Raw genomic sequence first — 18142 nt, forward strand, 5'->3', positions numbered from 1 at the left:
TCGCCCCTGGGCTAGCCGCAATCACGATCGAGTCCCTCGGTAAGCGCTACGGTACCGGCCCACTCGTGCTCGACGACATCAACCTCTCGATCGAGGCCGGCCAGTTCGTCTGCCTGCTCGGCGCGAGCGGATGCGGCAAGTCCACCCTGCTCAACATCATCGCCGGCCTTGAGAAGCCGACGGAGGGCGCCGTCACCGTGGCGAGCGGTAAAGCCGCCGTCATGTTCCAGGACGCCGCTCTGTTCCCCTGGCTGACCGCTGGGCGCAATGTGGAACTCGCCCTGAAACTGCGCGGGGTGCCACGCAAACAGCGGGCCGCCGCGGCACTCGAACTTCTTGATCTGGTCAACCTGGCCGATGCTGCCGACAAGCGCCCGCACGAGCTCTCCGGCGGAATGCGGCAGCGGGTCGCCCTGGCTCGTTCGCTGGCGCAGGACCGCAAGGTGCTGCTCATGGACGAACCGTTCGCCGCCCTCGACGCCATCACCCGGGACCTGCTGCACGAAGAGCTCGAACGGGTGTGGCGCCAGACCGGCCGCACCATCGTCTTCGTCACCCACAATGTGCGCGAAGCGGCCCGGTTGGGCGAACGAATTCTGCTGATGTCGTCGCGCCCCGGCCGCATCGTCAACGAGTGGACCATCACCGATACCGGCTCCCGCCGAATCGAATCCCCCGAGGTAGCTCGTCTGGGCGACGAGATCACCGGCCAGCTGCGAGAGGAGATTCGCCGCAATGCCGCTTGACGCCCGAATTGACACCGTCCGTGCCGCACCGCACACATCCGACCCCGGCCACGACGAATTTCGTCGCCTCGAAGCTGGCCTGGATTCGTTGCAGGCCGTCCCCGAAACGCCGCGCGGCGCCTTTCGCCGCACCGTCGACGGTGTCCTGCCACCGATTCTGCTGCTCGTCGCCCTCGTCGCGGCCTGGCAGGTCTACATACTTATCGCCAAACCGCGGCCGGACCTGATCCCCGGGCCGTTCGACGTGTTCGGCGCCCTGGCCAGCGCATGGTCGAGTGAGCGCCTGCAGCTCGCGGTCCTGACGAGCCTCGAACGCGGCGGCCTCGGCTTTCTGATCGCCGTCGCCATCGGCACCCCGATCGGGCTGCTGCTCGCTGAATGCCGCCCGGTACGACGGACCGTCGGCCCGCTGTTGTCGGGTCTGCAGGTGCTGCCCTCGGTCGCGTGGGTGCCGGCCGCGATCATCTGGTTCGGCCTGACCGATGCCACGGTGTACTTCGTCATCCTGATGGGCGCCGTCCCTTCGATCGCTAATGGACTCGTGTCCGGTGTCGACCAGATCCCACCGCAGCTTCGCCGCGTCGGTACTGTACTCGGCGCCTCCCGGTTCGAGATGGCCACCCTCGTGGTGCTTCCGGCCGCGCTGCCCGGTTATTTCTCCGGCCTCAAGCAGGGCTGGGCTTTCGCGTGGCGTTCGCTGATGGCCGCGGAGATCATCACGACCGGCGGTACGATCGGATTCGGCCTCGGTACAATGCTTAACCAGAGCCGCGAACTGGCCGATCTCGCGGGCGTCCTCGCCACGATCCTGGTGATTCTGTTCGTCGGGATACTGGTCGAACTGGTGTTTTTCGCTCCGATCGAGCGTCGCCTGTTGCGCCGCCGCGGGCTCATGGCCGCCGGCTTGCGTTGAACCGTGCGCATCCACTTTTCTCCCCTGTTCTCTTGTGAAAGGCCCGTTATGACCCCCGCTTCTTCTGCCCTGCGTGTCGCTATCATCGGCGCCGGCCCGGCCGGCATCTACGCCGGCAACATTCTGAACCGGCTCGTGGTCGAGGCGGGCCACACCGTGGCCATCGACCTGTTCGATGCGCTGCCCGCACCATACGGGCTCATTCGCTACGGCGTCGCCCCCGACCACCCGCGCATCAAGGGCATCGTCAAGTCGTTGCAGGAGATGCTCGACGCCGACACGATCCGCTTCATCGGCAACGTGACGTATGGCACCGACCTGAACCTCGCCGATCTGCGCGAGCACTACCACGCGGTCATTTTCGCGACCGGCGCCATTCTCGACGCCCCCCTCGTCATTCCCGGCATCGACCTGCCCGGATCGTTCGGCGCCGCCGACTTCGTCTCCTGGTATGACGGCCACCCCGACGTACCGCTGGAATGGCCACTCGATGCAACCGACGTGGCGGTCATCGGCAACGGCAACGTCGCCCTCGACGTGGCCCGCATTCTCGCCAAGCATGCCGACGACCTGCTCACCACCGACATTCCCGCCTCGGTCTACGCCGGCCTCGCCGGGTCTCCGGTCACCGATGTGCACGTATTCGGTCGTCGCGGACCGTCACAGGTCAAGTTCACCCCGATCGAGCTTCGGGAACTCGCCGATATTCCCGATGTCGACCTCGTGGTCTATGCCGAGGATTTCACGCCCGATTCGCACAGCGAACAGCTCATCGCCAGCAACAACCAGGTCAAGATCATGACCCGCACGCTGAACGGATGGCTCACCAAGGCTCCCCTCGGCGCCTCGCGTCGCCTGCACCTGCACTTTCTGCACGCCCCGGTCGAGGTGTACGGAGACGGTCGGGTGGAAGGCATCCGCTTTGAACGCACCGAACACACCGGAGACGGCGGGGTGCGAACGACCGGGCAGGTCGTCGACTACCCGGTGCAGGCCGTCTATCGCGCGGTCGGCTACCGGGGCAGCGCGCTCACGGAGGTACCGTTCGACGCCGTGCGCGGTGTCATTCCCAACGACGGCGGGCGGGTACTCGATGCGACCGGCGAGCCGATCGCAGGACTGTACGCCACCGGGTGGATCAAGCGCGGCCCGGTCGGCCTCATCGGGCACACCAAGGGCGACGCCCTCGAGACCGTGACCCGGCTTGTGGCCGACCTGCCGGTGCTCGTATCCCGTGCAACGGTCGATCAGGGCGCAGATATGATTCTGGCGCTGCTCGGGGACCGCGGCGTGGAGTACACCACCTGGGCTGGATGGCGCGCCCTCGACGCGCACGAGCAGTTGCTCGGCAGCCAGGATCTGGTCACCCCCGGCCGCGAGCGGATCAAGGTCATCTCCCGGGCCGAACAGGTCGCCATTTCTCGTGTGGAAGCGTTGTCGGCCCTGTGACGTATGTGATCGCTCTTCCGTGCGTCGATGTGAAAGATCGTGCCTGCATCGATGAATGCCCGGTGGACTGCATTTATGAGGGCGAACGCTCCCTCTATATCCATCCGGACGAGTGCGTCGATTGCGGCGCCTGCGAACCGGTCTGCCCGGTCGAGGCCATCTACTACGAAGATGACCTGCCCGAACAGTGGTCCGACTACTACAAAGCCAACGTCGAATTCTTCGACGACATCGGCTCCCCCGGCGGAGCCGCCAAAATCGGCGTCCTCGCCAAGGACCACCCCGTCATCTCCGCACTGCCACCGCAGGGCGCCGAGTAGGTCGGATTGCGTAGTTACACCTGCCAGTTTATACTCGAAGTGAAATACTGCATCTCTCGTCCATCGTCATGGTGGGCGAACTTGAGTGCAGAATCCGCTCAGTACGGGCGTCAAAGTATGTTTGTCTTTGGCGGGGCATAACTATCCCCAATTAGAAATAACGGGCGATGCCGGGCATGACCGTGCGGCCGCACACGGTCCTATTCTCCCGACGATGATTACCTTCCATCGGGTTCTTCAATACTGAGTCTCAGACCGTCGTACGTGGTCTTCATCGTGACGAACCACACACCGGTCGCAAGAACCTCCCCGGCACGCCCCGATTGGACGTACGTGGCTGTGTAGTCGAGGTGAACTTTTGGACGGTACTCATCGTCGGTCTCGCGCTATCGTCGCTGTTTCATGCGACGCCACTTGCTTTCCGGTCACGAGATCAGCGTCACCGCCCGGCCAAAATGGGAACGCCGCAACGCCAAGCACCGCGCATACGATGCCACCGCCGGCAACGAGTTTTCGTTTGAACTCCACTAAATTTTCTGAACTATGGCAGAGGTCAGTAGTGCAACCGCGCACAAGAAGGGTGAAGCCCACACCACGTCCATCCATGAACATGATTCGGCGGAGGGTCGGTCCATCAAAAGTGGTGTCGAAGTGCACATGGTGCCGGATGACTCACCGCTCGGACCCCGCCGGCCAGCCCGTTGGCCGGCGGCGCGCGGGTAGATCCTGCTCTACCGGCGCGCGATGCGGCGACTATTGCAGAATGCTTGTGCGCAGTTCACGAGTATCTGAAGTCACCGGTACCAACGTGACGCCAGTCGCCGACAGATCGATCAGCTCGTATTCGGGGGCGAATTGGGCGCAGCGATGGTGCGAGTCGGAAAGTGCCGTGACGTTCAGCATTGCTTCGATCGGAAAGGGAGAAACAGAAATAGTCGAAAAGTCGGAGGTCCCGGTAACCGAGCGATCAACAAGGTCCGCACCAATAACGGTCGTTATACGGCAAACGACCGACTCAACGTACTTATTCTGCTGCTTTCCAACGTAAACACCAACGACAATTGCAGCAGCTGCCGAGGCACTCGTACCCAAGACTCCTACGGCCTGGCTACCGAGCACGGCTCCGATTCCAACGACAAGAATAAATATGTTGAGCGTTGGAAGAAGAAACTTACCTGAAACGCTCGACGATGCAAATGTCTTCCACCAAATGGCATAGGCGCGAAACATTCGATCCGCGAAGTCACCTATATCGCGGCAATTCCAACAAGAATTAAGAGTCAGCGCATCTGCGTCAGCATGCGCAACTACTCGCTCGTGGCCAGTACAACGAGCACCCCAGATAGAGTCTTATTGCCCCTTGCCGAAGGTGACTTTGTAAACCGGAACCGGGATATCGACGGTCGAACTACGTGGTGCATCTGCATTGTTCGGGGTCACCCCGTTGTAAAGCCGCAGCGTTAGATCGTATTGCATGGTCCCACCCAAGGTAAATCCTTCGGATTGCTCCGGTACCTGAAAATAAGACGTAACCACGAGGTCCTCGGCGTTCACCGTTGTGGCGGCAGCAGTGAACAAACCACCGGACTCGTCGGTAAGCGTCAATGTCGCGGCGGAGAGAACATCGTCGTAGTAGTCAGCCTGGTTCTTTTTGCCGGGCCACAGCAGGAGGCTTCCCCCCTCATACATCGAAAGCGTTGTTCGAACCCACACTTGCCCTTCCTCGGCCCAGATAGCGTTCTCGAAGGGGGACCGCAGTGCTGCAATACTTTCGCCGGAGATCTTCAGCGAAAACCCCTCAGCATCTACAGCGGACTCGGGATACGCCTGTTCCAAAAAGGTCGACTGGCGACCGTCGTAGTACGCGTTTGCGGTGGTACTACTGCGCGCCATCCGGTCGATATTGATGGTCTGCTCGAGTCCTCTGTACGTCACAATGAGATCAAGCGTCTTGGTGCCGCGCGGTATAGACACTCCAAATGCACCGTCCGCGGCCGTGCCCGATGTCAAAATAGTCCCGAAATCGATAGCCTTTACGGGGTATCGGATCTCGTCTGCCGCGACTTCTAAAGCGGGGTATTCCCCGTCTACGGTCAGGGCCGACTGCGTGGGCAACACGAACAGATCAATGTGAGCAAACTCGTTCTTGTCAGTGGTGGCGTAGCGCGCCGCAGCGTCCCCGACTCGCGGCGAGGTGCCGCCGCCGAGCACGCCAAACGTGAAGTCCGGCGTGATGAGTGCCGCCGCCGACGCCGCAACAAAGTCGGCTGCAGTTTCAGTGTCGAGCAGGTCGTTCACGCCTGTCGATCTGGAGGCGAGCTGCACGCTTGCCCCGCTACTGACATTGTTCGCCGTAGCTGGCTCCGCGATCTCGAGGTCGTCGTCATACGCCTGACCGTCGGTGCGAAAAAGTGCCTTGTCGTCATCAACGATTGCACCTGGCGAACCGACCTCGGCCGTAACGATTCCCTCACCGTCGATGTCGAGGCCTTGGCTGAACCATGTGAACTCATCATCACCCAGGTACCAAATAGGGCCACAGAGAGCGGTCGGTGAAACCGCGTCGTTGTCCGCCGCCTGAAAGTAGCAGCGAGCGTCGTCTGGGATGCTCACGGCGGTCCCGCCACTGGGTGTCACCGTGGCGATGAACGTTTCGTCCATCGCCACGAGAACGTCGGTCGGCTTCTCAATCGCGATGCCGGCCAGAGTGAGGGCGCGCTGGGGAGAGCAGGCCGTCAGGCCCACCGTGCAGACTGCGCCAACGAGCAGCGTGCAAAGAATTCGTCGGAGGTTCATGGTGTGACGTTGCCTAAGAGTAAATCAGCCAGTGCATCACAGGCCGAGCGAGAGGATGAGTAGCGAAGGGGTGTTACCGAGCGACCAAGTAGGTCGACTCTTGGCCGGCCAGGTAGTCCTCAAATTCGTCCTCTCCAGTGCACTCGAAGATGGTGGACCACTTCACGGAATCGCCAGCGGTGAGAGGCTTTTCCTTCATGAGTTCCGGATAGTCATCGAGCAGATCCCCCAAGTCGACGTCTGCCTCTTGCGCGAAGCGAGTAACTTCATCCCAACCGGCGTTGTACTGGTCCAGGCTGGAGTCATCACCTTGATCCTCCGTGGATTCGTTCTTGGCCGTCAGGCCGTAGACGCACCATTCCTTCGATTCCTTATTGACTGCGTCGTAATAGGGGATGACGTCGCCGAGCTGCACGGCGCTAACAACTACGCCGTCAGTGGTCGTCACCGGCTCCGCGGCCAAGGCTGCTGAACACGCGCTCAAGCTCATAACGGTGAGCAGGCTCACAACTCCTACGCATAGGGCCGAGCGGGTTTTTATGGGTAAATGGGGCATTCTGTGATGCTACGTTGTGGAGTCTGTGCTGCCCTTCTCCACGGGGCAGCCCTGGCTGAGCTGTTCACGCCTCCACGGCGCACTATTCAATGCATTCCCTGCGATATTCGCAGGATTGCCGCGAGAATGCGCCCACGTTGCGCAAAGAGATGAATTCATTCATTGGACAGAATCGCCCCCGAACTGGGTCTGGTTGGGAATTTCGCTTTGGAACGACTCGGGCGTGCCACACGCGCGTCAGTGCCATGAAAAAGCATGCCGAGGACAAGGCTAATGTCGCATTCTTCGACGACATCGGCTCCCCCGGCGGCGCGGGAAAGGTCGGCGTGCTGGCCGAGAACCACCCGTCATCTCCGCAGTACGACCGCAGAAGAAGTGGCGCATCTGCTGGTCTTCACATCACGGATACCGAGCAGCCTGTCAGGCCGAAACCGCTTCCAGCGTGATGACGGCGAGGAATCCCCGTCCGAGCACCTCCGGGGCCGGATCGTCGCCGCGCACGGTGTCGAGGACACTCAATTTGGCCTCCTCACCGCTGGCGATGGCGGTGGCAGTGCCCTTCAGCAGCAGGGCGAATTGGTCACTGAACACCGGGTGGGGGCGTTTCTTCGACAGCTCGACGATCGATAGAAAGCCCTTGAACGCTCCCCGTCGTGCGATCACGTTCAAATTTTTTGTGTCGCCGACCGGCAAGGCGACGCTGGTGACGCTGTCACCGGAAAACCGGAATGGCCGGTACTGTTCCACGGCGTGCTCTTCGCCATCGACGGTCACGACCATGAGCTCTCCCTCGATCACCGTGAGGATGCGGTCCACCCCCGGAAAAGTAGAGAAGTCGCCGGCTGCGGTCACGTCGGCGATGCTGATTCGCCAGTCGATGTCCACCGCGCCATCGGGAAAAGATGCTACCTCGCGGCTGGTGCCGCCGCCGTTGCGCCAAGGTGCGGGCCGAAGAGCGTTATATCGAATAATGCGCATGATTTCAAGTTTAGGTCAGCAGACGACACGAAACCAGTTCGCACTCAAGCGCTGCGCTCTGGCGGCCGCGGTTAGTCCACCACTGGGAAGTTCTAGAACACCGATCTGTCCACGAGCACCGAACTCTCGGCACACACCGAGCGGTCAGGACGCTGCAGCACGCTCTTGCTGATCGATACGGGCGCCGACGCGTTGGCCCACGACGGCGCTGACCCCGTCTTGCCGCATGCTGACACCGTAGAGGGCATCCGCTATCTCCATGGTGCGTTTCTGGTGCGTGATGACGATGAGCTGGCTGGTTTCGCGCAGGTCTTCAAAGATGGTCAGCAGCCGGCCGAGATTGGCATCATCAAGGGCCGCTTCGACCTCGTCCATGATGTAGAAGGGGCTCGGGCGGGCCTTGAAAATGGCGATCAGGAGCGCCACGGCGGCAAGCGAGCGTTCGCCGCCGGAGAGCAGGGACAGTCGTTCGATCTTTTTTCCGGCCGGCTTGACCGACACCTCGATGCCGGTCGTGAGCACGTTATCGGGGTCGGTGAGCCAGATGCTGCCGCTGCCGCCGGGAAACAGCACCGGGAACACCTCGGCAAAGGCCGCCTGGGTGTCATCGAATGCGGAGGAGAAGATGGTCTGCATTTTTTCATCGATGTCGGCGATGATGGTCAGCAGGTCGCTGCGGGTCTCGGTGAGGTCGGTGAGTTGCTCCGTGAGAAACCGGTGCCGTTGCTCGAGCGCCGCGAACTCTTCAAGGGCGAGCGGGTTGACCCGGCCGAGCTGACCGAGCTTGCGTTCAGCAGCCGCGAACCGTTTTTGTTGTTCGGCCCGATCGAAGCGGATACCGTCGCTGGCGTTGTCATGGGCGCTGGCACCGTCTTTGCTGGCACCGTCTTCGCTGGTATGGCTTTCGTCCCGAACACTGTCCCGGGCGCTGGCACCGATACCCGTACCATCAGGTGGGATGGCCTGGTCGGGCCCATATTCGGCGACGAGCACGTCTTCGGTGAGCCCCAGTTCGCTTCCGGCGCGTTCGAGCAAGGCCGAGAGTTGCAGTTTCTTCTCGTAGATCTCGAGTTCGAGGCCGTGCACGTTCTCGGTGATCGACGTGAGCCGCTCGCGCAGGGCGTTCTCGTCACGACGTAACTGCTGAAGTTCGATGTTCTGGCTGGCCCGTTCGGTTTCGGCGCTCGCCAGTTGAAGCCTCGCCTCGGCGACGGAACGCTCCGCCGCGGCGAGCACGGCCGGAAGTGCCGTGGCGACCCGGGACGCGGCATCCACTTGGCGACGACGAACGACGGCGCGGCGAGCCGCGACGGCGGCGGCGGCGCGGTCGGCCTCGAGACGATGGGTGAGGGTCGTGACGTGCGCTTCGCCAGCGAGCGCCCGCTCGCGGGCGGTCTCTCCCTGCAGCCGAGTCTCGACCTCGGTCTCGCGAGCGGCCTCAAGTTCGGTATAGAGCGCGTCGCGCAGGGTCACATCAAGGAGGGGCCGTGGTCGTGACCGGGCAGTGTCGAGGGCGGCTGCTGCCCGTCCGGCGACGGCCTCCGCTTCGGTGACGGCGCTGCTTGCGAGGCCCAACGCGGCAGAGACCCGATCGACGTCGGCGGTGCTGGCGTCCGCTTGCACCAAGAGGCGCCCACGCCGTTCGGCCACGGTGGCGAGCCGCGTTTCACAGTCGCGCAGGGCCGCCCGTGCACTGACGGACTGCTCTTTGTGCGCCTGCAGCAGTGTGCGTTGTTCGGTGAAGTCGAATCGCACGCGTTCGATCTGTGAGGTGACAGTTGCGAGTTTCTCGGCGGCGGCATCGCGTTCGGCGACGAGTTCGAGCCTGCTCTGTCTGGCGCCGGACCCTCCGCGTACGACCCACGGGCTCAGCACCTCTCCGGAGAGGGTGATGAGGGTGAGGCCACTCGGCAGTTGTGCGGCGCTGGCCACGGCGAGATCGTCGGCGATGACGGTTTGGGCGAGCAGCCCACGTACGCCGGCCGGGCCGTCGATGACCGAGTTCGCCCAGCGAATGCCCACCCGCGCGCCCAGTTCGTCAACTGGCACTGATGGGTCATCGGCATCGGCATCGGCCACGGCCACGGCCACGGCATCGGCCACGATCAGTTCGACCCGCCCGTAGTCGTCGCGTTCGGCCTGCATGATCGCGGCGAGTGCGGCGTCGCGGTTGTCGGCAAGCACGGCGTCGGCGAGGGAACCGAGCGCCGCAGCGATCGCCGCCTCGAACCCCGGCTGCACTCGCACGTGGTCGGCCACGAGGCCGCGAATGCCCGCTAGCTGCGCGGCCAGCACCGCCGACGAGCCATCTTTCTGATCGAGCGCGAGGGAAAACGCACCCTGTCGGGCTGCCTGGGCGTCGCGTTCCCGTTCGTGCCGGTGGAGGTCATCGCGAAGGCGCTCCACCTCGGCCTCAACGTGCTGCACCGCGGTTTGCGCCAGTTCAAAAGCCTCGGAGAGGTCGCCCGGGTCGAGTTCTCCGGCGGGCACGGCCGCTGGCAGTTCATCGAGCTGCTGCTGTGCTTTTCGGCTGCGGTCCATCGCGTCGCCGTGCGCATTCTGCTGCCGCAACTGCTCACCGCGCACGGCAGTAAGCCGCGACGCCCCCGCCTCCGATTGGCCGGTCAGGTGCGAGATTTCGAGGTCGTGGCGAGAGACGAGTGCTGCCTGCGCCGCAATGTCTTCGTCGACCGCGTCGAGCCGCGACCGAGCCGCCGCACTCTGCCCTCGCGCGGTGTCTGAGGCGATTTGGGCTGTCCCAATGCCCGCACGCAACCGCTCAACTTCATCGGCGGCCTCGGCCAGCATCGTCGGGGTGACACTCGATACGAGTCCGGTCGACTCCATCGGCGACCCCAGCAGGGCCAGGCGCTGGTTGGCGAGGGTGAACAGTCCACGCAGGCGTTCCTGCACCGACTCGAGGGCGTGACTGGTACGGCGAGCCAGGTCGACGGCATCGCCGGTTTGAGTGAGCTCAAGCCGCTGCACTCGGTCCTGTTTTTGCGAGAGCTGTTCTTGGAGCACGATCCGCTCGGTGTGCCGTTCACTCTCGGTGCGGTCATAGACCTCGAGCGCGGTGCGCAGCGCCACGACGTCGTCGGCGAGCAGTCGGGCGCGCGCGTCGCGGACGATGGCAGCGATCGTCTGCGCTTCCCGGGCGATTTCGGCCTGGTGTCCGAGCGGCTTGAGCTGGCGCCGAATCTCCCCGGCAAGGTCGCTCAACCGGGTGAGGTTGGTCTGCATCGCATCAAGCTTGCGCAGGGTCTTTTCTTTGCGGCGCCGGTGTTTGAGAATGCCGGCGGCCTCCTCGATGAAACCTCGGCGTTCCTCCGGGCTCGCACGCAGTACAGCGTCGAGTTGTCCCTGCCCGACGATGACGTGCATTTCCCGGCCCAGGCCAGAGTCGCTGAGCAGTTCTTGCACGTCGAGCAGCCGGCAGGTGCGCCCGTTGATGGCGTACTCGCTCGCGCCGTTGCGAAACAATACGCGCGAAATGGTGACTTCGGAGTATTCGATCGGCAGGGCGCCGTCGGTGTTGTCAATGGTGAGGATGACCTCGGCCCGGCCGAGCGGACCGCGGGTCGACGTGCCGGCGAAGATGACGTCCTCCATCTTTCCGCCGCGCAGGGTTTTCACGCCCTGCTCGCCCATTACCCAGGCCAGCGCGTCGACGACGTTGGACTTACCCGAGCCGTTCGGGCCTACAACGCAGGTGACGCCGGGTTCGAAAGCGAACGTCGTCGGCTGCGCGAACGATTTGAAGCCCTTGAGGGTGAGGCTCTTCAAATACACCAGAAACCCTTTCGATTGTCGGCCGCGAATACACGTCTCGGCGTCGATTCAACGCTACCGTGACCCACCGACACTGGTCGGGACATCCGCTGATCGCACAGTGTGGCGTGAACACTGCGGTCGCTCGGATTACTGCGACGCAGATGAGGTCCTTCTCGATCGCAGAAGTCGTCATTTCGCTGAGCCGGCTACCGCCCAGCCGGCCCGATTCTGAGGCGGTGGTCGCGCTGCATGACGTCGTCGATGCGAAGAAATTCGCTACGATCGACTCCCACTATCCGAACGTCGCGCTAGACCCCAAACCCGCGTGCTGCCACAGCCCCAGCTCAGCGTGGCGAGCCTTTCCGACCAGGGCGCGGCTGGGACAACCGCTGGCAGTGGGGACAGAAGTGCGAGCCGCGGTTCATGAACTGTTCGCGCACGATCAGCGTGCCACAGCGCGAACACGGGTTGGCCTGCCGTCCGTAGACTTCGAGGCTGTGTGCAAAGTAGCCGGCCTGCCCGTTCACGTTCACATACTGGGCGTCGAAGCTGGTGCCGCCCTCGGCCAGAGCGCGGTGCAGAATAGTGCGCACGGCCGCGAGCAGCGTTGACGCCTTGGCGCCCGACAGCGACGCAGCGGGCTGCTCATAGTGGATCCGCGCGGCGAACAGCGCTTCGTCCGCGTAAATATTGCCGATGCCGCTGATCAGATTTTGATCGAGCAGCGCCCGTTTAATGCCGGTTTTCTTCAGTGCGAGCGCGGTGAAGAAGGCGCGGGGCGAGAACGATGGGTCGATCGGGTCGCGGGCGATGTGCGCAACCTGTCCGGGAACGTGGTTCTGCCAGACGGCATCCGCTGTGGTCATACCGGAATAGCCGCCGGGAAGTCCGTCGCCGGTGGCGACCATCGTGTCGACGGCCATGCTTCCGAAAATGCGCTGGTCGACGAAATTGACCCACAGTTCTCCGCGGCTCGGGTGCTCCAGCGTCAAGCGGATGCGCAACATGCGATCATCGGCCGCCCCCGGCGCCCGCAGCAGCACCTGGCCGCTCATACCGAGGTGAATGACGAGTGCCCGACCGCTCTCGAGCGGCAGCCACAGAAACTTGCCGCGACGCACCGCTGCGAGAATTCGCCGCCCTACGAGCTGCTTAGCGAACGCCCCGCCCGCGGGAGCGTGCCGGCGCAGAGAACGTTCATCGAAGACCTCCACCCCGGTGACCACAGCATTGGTTACCGCCGGCTGAAGACCAGAACGCACGACCTCGACCTCGGGAAGTTCCGGCATTTCGTCAGACTTTAGAGCGCGTTCAGCTGGTCGATGGCGCCGCGCGCCGCGGCCATTTCCGCAAACTTCTTGCTCGGACCCATTCCCTGGGCGGTCACGGCGGAACCGATCGCTACGGTCGCGACAAAAATTTTCGCGTGATCAGGACCGCTCGATTCGAGCGTGTAGACGGGAATGCCCACGCCGGCGGTGGCCGCGAGCTCTTGCAGGCTCGTTTTCGGGTCCATCGACACACCGAAGTGACCAGGCTCAGCCATCAGGGGTTCGATCAGGCGCAGCACGAACGCGGTAGCGACTTCGCCACCGGCATTCAGAAAAGTGGCCCCGATGAGCGCCTCAACGGTGTCGGCCAGAATCGACGCTTTATCGCGCCCGCCGGTGAGGATCTCGCCACGACCCAGACGAATGTACTCGCCCAGTCCGAGACCTCGGGCGATCCGAGCGAGGGCCGCCGTTGATACCAGGCTGGCCCGGCGTTTGGCCAGATGACCCTCGTCGAGGTCGGGGTAGGTGCGGTACAGCATGACCGTGACGGCCTGGCCCAGAATCGAGTCACCGAGAAATTCAAGACGCTCGTTTGTGGGAATACCGCCGTTCTCGTACGCGAATGACCGGTGAGTTAGAGCAAGCTCCAGAATCACCGACTCAATCTGTACTCCGAGGGTCGCCAGCAGGGGCGACCGCTCGGTACGTACGTTGTTCATCTGTACACCTTCATCGACCGAGTTCCGGCCTCTTCAAAAGGAGTGACTTAGATGTCAGCGACTTTACGGCCCTTGTATTCCATGAACAACGGGGTGCCGGTGGAGTCGGTGACAACCTTGGCGCGGTGCGGCAGGCTGTAGACGACCTTGCCACCCTCCATGGACTTCACGAGGGTGGGAGGCGTGGCCTTCCACTGCGCGCGACGCGAGTGGGTGTTGGAACGCGACATCTTGCGCTTCGGAACTGCCATGACTACTTCTCTTCTCTGCTGTCTGAAACATGGATGTTCGCACCCATGTCTTTGTCTGTGGAAGCCGTGAACCCCGCCAGCGCTGACCACCGGGGATCGAGCGCATCGTCGGAAACGAGTTCGGGCAATTCGTCAAGCGGCTGTCCGGTCTCACTGTCAAGACCTGGGCAGTCCCGCCGACATACCGGCTGGAACGGAAGTGCTAACACTACCGCGTCCCGGATCAAAGATTCCAAATCGACATGGTCGTCTAGAATCTCAAACTCGAAAGCTTCCTCCTGAGGATAACCGAAAAGCTCGGCAAACTGAACTCGAACCGGCAGGTCGATGTCTTTCAGGCACCGGCCGCACTCGCCGAGTGCCCGCGCGTACACCTCGATGCTGACCAGGATTCCCTCGTGCATCGCCTCGAGTCGCAGCTCGGTCGACAGTATCGAACCGGCTGTCACCACTACGAGCCCGGCACCCAGGTCGTCGGGAACCTCAATGTCGAGGTGGCGTTCGTGCAGGGTACCCGGACGGTTGATGAGGTCACGCACGTCGACCGTGTACGGAGTCTTCTTGAACTTAGTCACGGTCGTAAATTCTACGTGCTCTGGCTGGACGCTGTGTTCAGGGGGCGATCGTGCGAGCCCGTCTCTCTCCGCGCAGCACCGCAGCCAGAGTGGCGAACAGCGAGGTAGGAGCGAATAGTGCCCGAAAACGGATGCCGACACTTGCACCATCGTGCACTGCGCGCAGGGCCAGGGTCAGGTCGTCGGCGAGGGTTTCTGACGAGGCTTGCGACCGGTCGAACCGCGAGCGTTCAAGAGCCAGAAGTACCCGTGCGAGTGCTTCCGTCTGCGCAGGGTCGACGGCGCGAAGGCGTTCCAGGCGGCCCGCGAAGCCCCGGGGGGTCTCGGTGACCGGCACCGGTATGCCGTGATCGAGACAGGTGTGCTGCAGCTCGGTCCAGGCGAGGCCTGCCCCGGCTCGTCCGGAGCGGATGCGGCGCACCCGCGAACCACGCAGCATCCGTCTGGCTGCCGCCGGAAGGAGTAACACGAGCAGTCCCAGTGTGCTCAGTCCCAGGATTCCGATCAGTTTGCTGGACTCGAGACTCTGCGCCGTGGCTCCGCGTTCCAGGGCGGAATCGTTCGCTAACCGGTCCGGGCTGAGGGCGGGACCGCTCGTGGCGGGGGCCTCATTGGGTGTTGTAATCGGTGTGCCGGCAACGACTGCCTGCTCGTAGTTGGGTACGGTGCCGCGGCCAAGCGTTGGCTCGAATTTCACCCAGCCGACGCCGACGAAGTACAACTCCGGCCAGGCGTGCAGGTCGTGGGAATCCACGTTGTACTGCCCCAGTCCCTGCTCGAGATTCTGCGATTTAACCCCGGGCAGATAGCCGAGGGAGACCCGCGAGGGGATACCAAGGGTGCGTGCCATCGCGGCCATGGCGGAGGCGAAATGCACGCAGTAGCCGCGTTTTTCCTGAAGGAACATTCCAATCACCCCAACTCCGCCACCGTCGTAACCGGCTTCAACGGGCGCGTCGGTGTCGTAGCTGAAGGCACTGCTGCGTAAATAGTTCTGAATTGCGACAGCAGCGTCATAGTTCGACGTTGTGTTCGCCGTCACCTCCCGTGCTGTCTCCCCGATGATCGAAGGCGCTTCGACCGGGAGTTGAAGATTACCCACGACGCTCGCGGGATAGTCGCTGCTCGACTGGCGCAGTTGCTCGGCGGTGGGTTTCAATTCCAATGACGACACCGTATATTGCTGACCGAGGGTGTTCGCCGAGACGCTCGCGATTGCCCGGGTACGGCTGTCCCAATACCAGCGACCGGTCAGACCCTCGATCCTGCTCGCACGTGCTGGCGCGGGCAGCCACTGGCTGTTGACGCCGTCGATGACAACCGATGTCGACGCTTCCACCGTCTTCACATTGGCATCGAGCCCGAATGGCTTCTGAATAGCGTCCACGGTATTGCGCTCGTCCGCCCCATCGACGCGTGCCGTCCAGGTCAAACCGATGACCTCGTCCAGGGTGAGTAGGGTGAAATAGGGCTGCTCTGTGCCGGTCGAGGTGTAGTGAAATGCCGGCCCAGCCTTGGGGCGACGCAGGTCCTGTCCGAGATTGATCATGGGACTCACCCCACTGCCGAACAACAATCCACCGGGCCGAGCCGTCACGAGCCCCCCGGCAGTGAAAGCCGGGGCAACCGTACTCAGAATCAAGGCGCCCACGATAGTCAGGGATCCCATCAGGAGGGCGCCGCCGTGCGGCCGCTCCGACCGGTATGTCCGAGGCACGCGCGGCCCGGTCGCACGATGCGTCGTCGCCTGAGCACGACGACCAGAAACGTCGACCCGCAGCAGCAGCAGAAATGCACCTGCCGCCGCCACAAGCGCGACAATGTCAGCCCCATCGTCGATGATGAAGCCCGGCACGAACAGCGGCACGAGTGCACCCGCTGCACCGATGGCGGGCCAGCGCAGGGTCACCGCCAGCAAATCCATGAGAATCGCGATCAGTCCGGTGCCGCCGGCCAGCAGAAAGAGGATGCCCAGGGTCACCTCGGCCGGCGTGCTCTGCTGCACGATCGATGCCCCTCCGGCGTCGATCAGCCCGGTGAAAGTATTGACGGTTTGCGGTGTAGGAATGAGCCAGAACAGGCCAGTCCCACCGCCGAACATTAGTGTCATCGTGACGACCAGCACCGCGCTGTTCGCCACCGGAACAATCAGGCGTGGCAATCCAAGACGGCGAAACACAGCCGCGCCGAGCAATACGGCGCACCCGACTACCGCACAGACCCACCACCAGGCGTTGCCGCGCAGCAGAGGTGCCAGCGCCGCACAGGAAACGAGCAGAAGCAACAGCAGGCTGAGTGCTAGCGGCCAGGACACGATGCTGCGCGCGCCGCGGAGACCGCGCGGTCTCCGCGGCGGGAGCCCCGGGCGCGCCTGGGGACGGAGCTCCGACTTCGTCGTCGCTGTGGTGGCCAGACTAGTCATGGTCGGCTCCTCGCTCCCCACTCACGTCGTTCCATACGACTGCCAGGTCATCGGAGCCCGCAAGCTCCACACAGCGCCAGCCAGCGGCCTGCAGGTGTTCGCGGGCTTGCCCTCCCACGGTGCGCTGCACTAACGCTATAGCGGGCGCGCAGTGACGTACGAGGGCGACGAGGTCTTCGACATCAGCATCGGATACGGTCACGAGCATCGCGAATGTCGGAAGTGATAGCTCTGCGTTACGCAGGGCGGCACGCACCGGTGCGCGGCGCTCGGCAGACAGTCGAGCGCCGCGGGTAGGCCACGGTACCGGCACCACACCGGCGAGGGCTTCCAGCAGTGCGCGATCGCCACCGGGGGCACGAAAAGTGGCGGGCACGTCGCCGTGCATCCCCCCCAGGGCCTGTTGGTCGCCCGGCAGCAATTGGCTGGCGCCCAGCTCGATCACCTCGAGACGGTAGCCCGCGTCGAGCAAATGCACACCAACGGATGCCGCTAGCTCGATCGCGAGTTCAAAACCGGTCACGAGATGCGGTGGAACGTGTCCGGCGCCGAGCCCCGCCGCGCCGGCCAGGGTCGTGTCGAGCACGATGCGGGCCTCTGGATTGCTGCGTTGCTCTTCCTGCCGCACCATGATTTGCCCGTGCCGGGCGGTGGCTGGCCAGTTCACGCGGCGCAGGGCATCACCGGGGCGGTATTCACGGGCGATGAGTTCGTCGGAGGTGGGGGTGGCCTGACGCAACAGCTCTCGAATCGAGCCGTCGTTGCTGGACTGGGCGACGCCGCTGCCTGGCAGCGGCGTCACGCGTGGTGTCACTATCAAGTCGTGGGGCGAACCAGCCTGTCGGTCGCTGTGCGCGAGGCCGAATGGGTCCTGACGTGACACCCGGAGCGGACCGACATCGTAGACGCCGCGGTTGCGTGGCACGACGGAGTATTCCAGGCGCACTGTGTCACCGGTCGCGCCGCTCCGGCTCACGAGGGGAAGGATGGCCGCAGCCGGCGCCTCAACGCCGGGTGACGGAGTGTCGGCCCACCAGGCACCGCTGAGCGGTGTCGCCGACAGGTTGCGCAACTGCAGTGAAATCACACTCTCACTGCCGACCGACACGATCGGCGGCCGAAAAACCCTGCTGACTTCGACCCGGGCGGGGCGGAGCGAAACGAAGCCGGCTGCCGCGAGCGGCGCCATGATCAACAGGCTGGCCACGAACACCATGTCACGGCTGTTCACCAGCACAGCGTTGGCGAACAGTACAACTCCGGCGGCCAGAATGACCCAGCCTCGCCGGGTGAGACGCGTAGCAAATCGGGCCGCCAGCCGCGTGTACCAGTCGGCATTCGCCGGCCCGGTATCTCTCACCCCAGGCGC

16 protein-coding genes and 1 pseudogene are annotated in these 18142 nt (G+C 63.5%); 6 read left to right on the plus strand and 11 right to left on the minus strand.

Annotated elements, in window-relative coordinates:
* Positions 1–20: 20 nt before the first annotated feature.
* The 5 genes from CXY72_RS06750 to CXY72_RS20335 all read left to right on the plus strand — a co-directional run bounded on the left by CXY72_RS06750 (position 21) and on the right by CXY72_RS20335 (position 3959).
* Entirely contained in the window at positions 21–746 is a 726-nt protein-coding gene (locus tag CXY72_RS06750; RefSeq protein ID WP_104126975.1) for an ABC transporter ATP-binding protein, read from the plus strand.
* Positions 736–1659 carry an ABC transporter permease gene (locus CXY72_RS06755; protein WP_104126927.1) on the plus strand — a complete coding sequence of 308 codons (924 nt, stop codon included), beginning with the start codon at positions 736–738 and terminating at the stop codon, positions 1657–1659. The genes CXY72_RS06750 and CXY72_RS06755 overlap by 11 nt, the downstream gene beginning before the upstream one ends.
* Before the next feature lie 48 nt (positions 1660–1707).
* A complete protein-coding gene (locus CXY72_RS06760) occupies positions 1708–3108 on the plus strand; it encodes an FAD-dependent oxidoreductase (RefSeq protein ID WP_104126928.1) in 1401 nt (466 codons plus the stop codon).
* Positions 3105–3428 (plus strand): ferredoxin, encoded by a 324-nt coding sequence (fdxA, locus tag CXY72_RS06765; protein ID WP_104126929.1) that lies wholly within the window; start codon positions 3105–3107, stop codon positions 3426–3428. Before CXY72_RS06760 ends, fdxA begins: the two co-directional genes overlap by 4 nt.
* A 402-nt stretch (positions 3429–3830) precedes the next feature.
* Entirely contained in the window at positions 3831–3959 is a 129-nt protein-coding gene (locus CXY72_RS20335; protein ID WP_255409258.1) for a hypothetical protein, read from the plus strand.
* 222 nt (positions 3960–4181) lie between these two features.
* On the opposite strand, the gene CXY72_RS06770 is transcribed toward CXY72_RS20335, so the two are convergent.
* The 3 genes from CXY72_RS06770 to CXY72_RS06780 form a co-directional block, all read right to left on the minus strand.
* Positions 4182–4658 carry a hypothetical protein gene (locus CXY72_RS06770; protein WP_104126930.1) on the minus strand — a complete coding sequence of 159 codons (477 nt, stop codon included), beginning with the start codon at positions 4656–4658 and terminating at the stop codon, positions 4182–4184.
* Between the two features lie 120 nt (positions 4659–4778).
* Positions 4779–6224: a hypothetical protein gene (locus CXY72_RS06775; RefSeq protein ID WP_104126931.1), complete on the minus strand. Its 1446-nt coding sequence runs from the start codon at positions 6222–6224 to the stop codon at positions 4779–4781.
* Between the two features lie 73 nt (positions 6225–6297).
* On the minus strand, positions 6298–6732 hold the full coding sequence (locus CXY72_RS06780) for a hypothetical protein (protein WP_104126932.1): 435 nt from the start codon (positions 6730–6732) through the stop codon (positions 6298–6300).
* Positions 6733–7046: 314 nt separating this feature from the next.
* Between CXY72_RS06780 and CXY72_RS06785 the strand changes: the two are divergent.
* Positions 7047–7127, plus strand: a pseudogene (locus tag CXY72_RS06785) (ferredoxin); the annotation flags it as partial.
* A 73-nt stretch (positions 7128–7200) separates the two neighbouring features.
* Here CXY72_RS06785 and CXY72_RS06790 read toward each other — a convergent pair.
* From CXY72_RS06790 to CXY72_RS06825, 8 genes are all read right to left on the minus strand, one after another.
* Positions 7201–7758, minus strand: coding sequence for a HutD family protein (locus CXY72_RS06790; protein WP_104126933.1), 558 nt, complete (start codon positions 7756–7758; stop codon positions 7201–7203).
* A gap of 144 nt (positions 7759–7902) precedes the next feature.
* On the minus strand, positions 7903–11550 hold the full coding sequence (gene smc, locus CXY72_RS06795; RefSeq protein WP_104126934.1) for a chromosome segregation protein SMC: 3648 nt from the start codon (positions 11548–11550) through the stop codon (positions 7903–7905).
* 326 nt (positions 11551–11876) lie between these two features.
* Entirely contained in the window at positions 11877–12821 is a 945-nt protein-coding gene (gene mutM, locus CXY72_RS06800) for a bifunctional DNA-formamidopyrimidine glycosylase/DNA-(apurinic or apyrimidinic site) lyase (RefSeq protein WP_104126935.1), read from the minus strand.
* 11 nt (positions 12822–12832) lie between these two features.
* Positions 12833–13525 (minus strand): ribonuclease III, encoded by a 693-nt coding sequence (gene rnc / locus CXY72_RS06805; protein WP_104126936.1) that lies wholly within the window; start codon positions 13523–13525, stop codon positions 12833–12835.
* 47 nt (positions 13526–13572) lie between these two features.
* Positions 13573–13776 carry a 50S ribosomal protein L32 gene (gene rpmF, locus CXY72_RS06810; RefSeq protein WP_104126937.1) on the minus strand — a complete coding sequence of 68 codons (204 nt, stop codon included), beginning with the start codon at positions 13774–13776 and terminating at the stop codon, positions 13573–13575.
* 2 nt (positions 13777–13778) lie between these two features.
* Positions 13779–14351 (minus strand): DUF177 domain-containing protein, encoded by a 573-nt coding sequence (locus CXY72_RS06815; RefSeq protein WP_233197686.1) that lies wholly within the window; start codon positions 14349–14351, stop codon positions 13779–13781.
* Positions 14352–14388: 37 nt separating this feature from the next.
* A complete protein-coding gene (locus tag CXY72_RS06820; RefSeq protein ID WP_104126939.1) occupies positions 14389–16773 on the minus strand; it encodes a DUF3488 and transglutaminase-like domain-containing protein in 2385 nt (794 codons plus the stop codon).
* A complete protein-coding gene (locus tag CXY72_RS06825; protein WP_158252508.1) occupies positions 16766–18133 on the minus strand; it encodes a DUF58 domain-containing protein in 1368 nt (455 codons plus the stop codon). The genes CXY72_RS06820 and CXY72_RS06825 overlap by 8 nt, the downstream gene beginning before the upstream one ends.
* Between the last annotated feature and the right edge of the window lie 9 nt (positions 18134–18142).

The sequence above is a fragment of the Cryobacterium sp. Y57 genome (genome assembly GCF_002929505.1).
In the GTDB taxonomy this organism is placed as follows: Bacteria; Actinomycetota; Actinomycetes; order Actinomycetales; family Microbacteriaceae; genus Cryobacterium.

Coding starts and splice junctions, on each gene's coding strand:
- rnc (WP_104126936.1), bottom strand. CDS start 13,525: ATGAACAACGTACGTACCGAGCGGTCGCCCCTGCTGGCGACCCTCGGA.
- CXY72_RS06820 (WP_104126939.1), bottom strand. CDS start 16,773: ATGACTAGTCTGGCCACCACAGCGACGACGAAGTCGGAGCTCCGTCCC.
- mutM (WP_104126935.1), bottom strand. CDS start 12,821: ATGCCGGAACTTCCCGAGGTCGAGGTCGTGCGTTCTGGTCTTCAGCCG.
- rpmF (WP_104126937.1), bottom strand. CDS start 13,776: ATGGCAGTTCCGAAGCGCAAGATGTCGCGTTCCAACACCCACTCGCGT.
- CXY72_RS06775 (WP_104126931.1), bottom strand. CDS start 6,224: ATGAACCTCCGACGAATTCTTTGCACGCTGCTCGTTGGCGCAGTCTGC.
- CXY72_RS06760 (WP_104126928.1), top strand. CDS start 1,708: ATGACCCCCGCTTCTTCTGCCCTGCGTGTCGCTATCATCGGCGCCGGC.
- CXY72_RS06790 (WP_104126933.1), bottom strand. CDS start 7,758: ATGCGCATTATTCGATATAACGCTCTTCGGCCCGCACCTTGGCGCAAC.
- CXY72_RS06755 (WP_104126927.1), top strand. CDS start 736: ATGCCGCTTGACGCCCGAATTGACACCGTCCGTGCCGCACCGCACACA.
- CXY72_RS20335 (WP_255409258.1), top strand. CDS start 3,831: ATGCGACGCCACTTGCTTTCCGGTCACGAGATCAGCGTCACCGCCCGG.
- CXY72_RS06770 (WP_104126930.1), bottom strand. CDS start 4,658: ATGTTTCGCGCCTATGCCATTTGGTGGAAGACATTTGCATCGTCGAGC.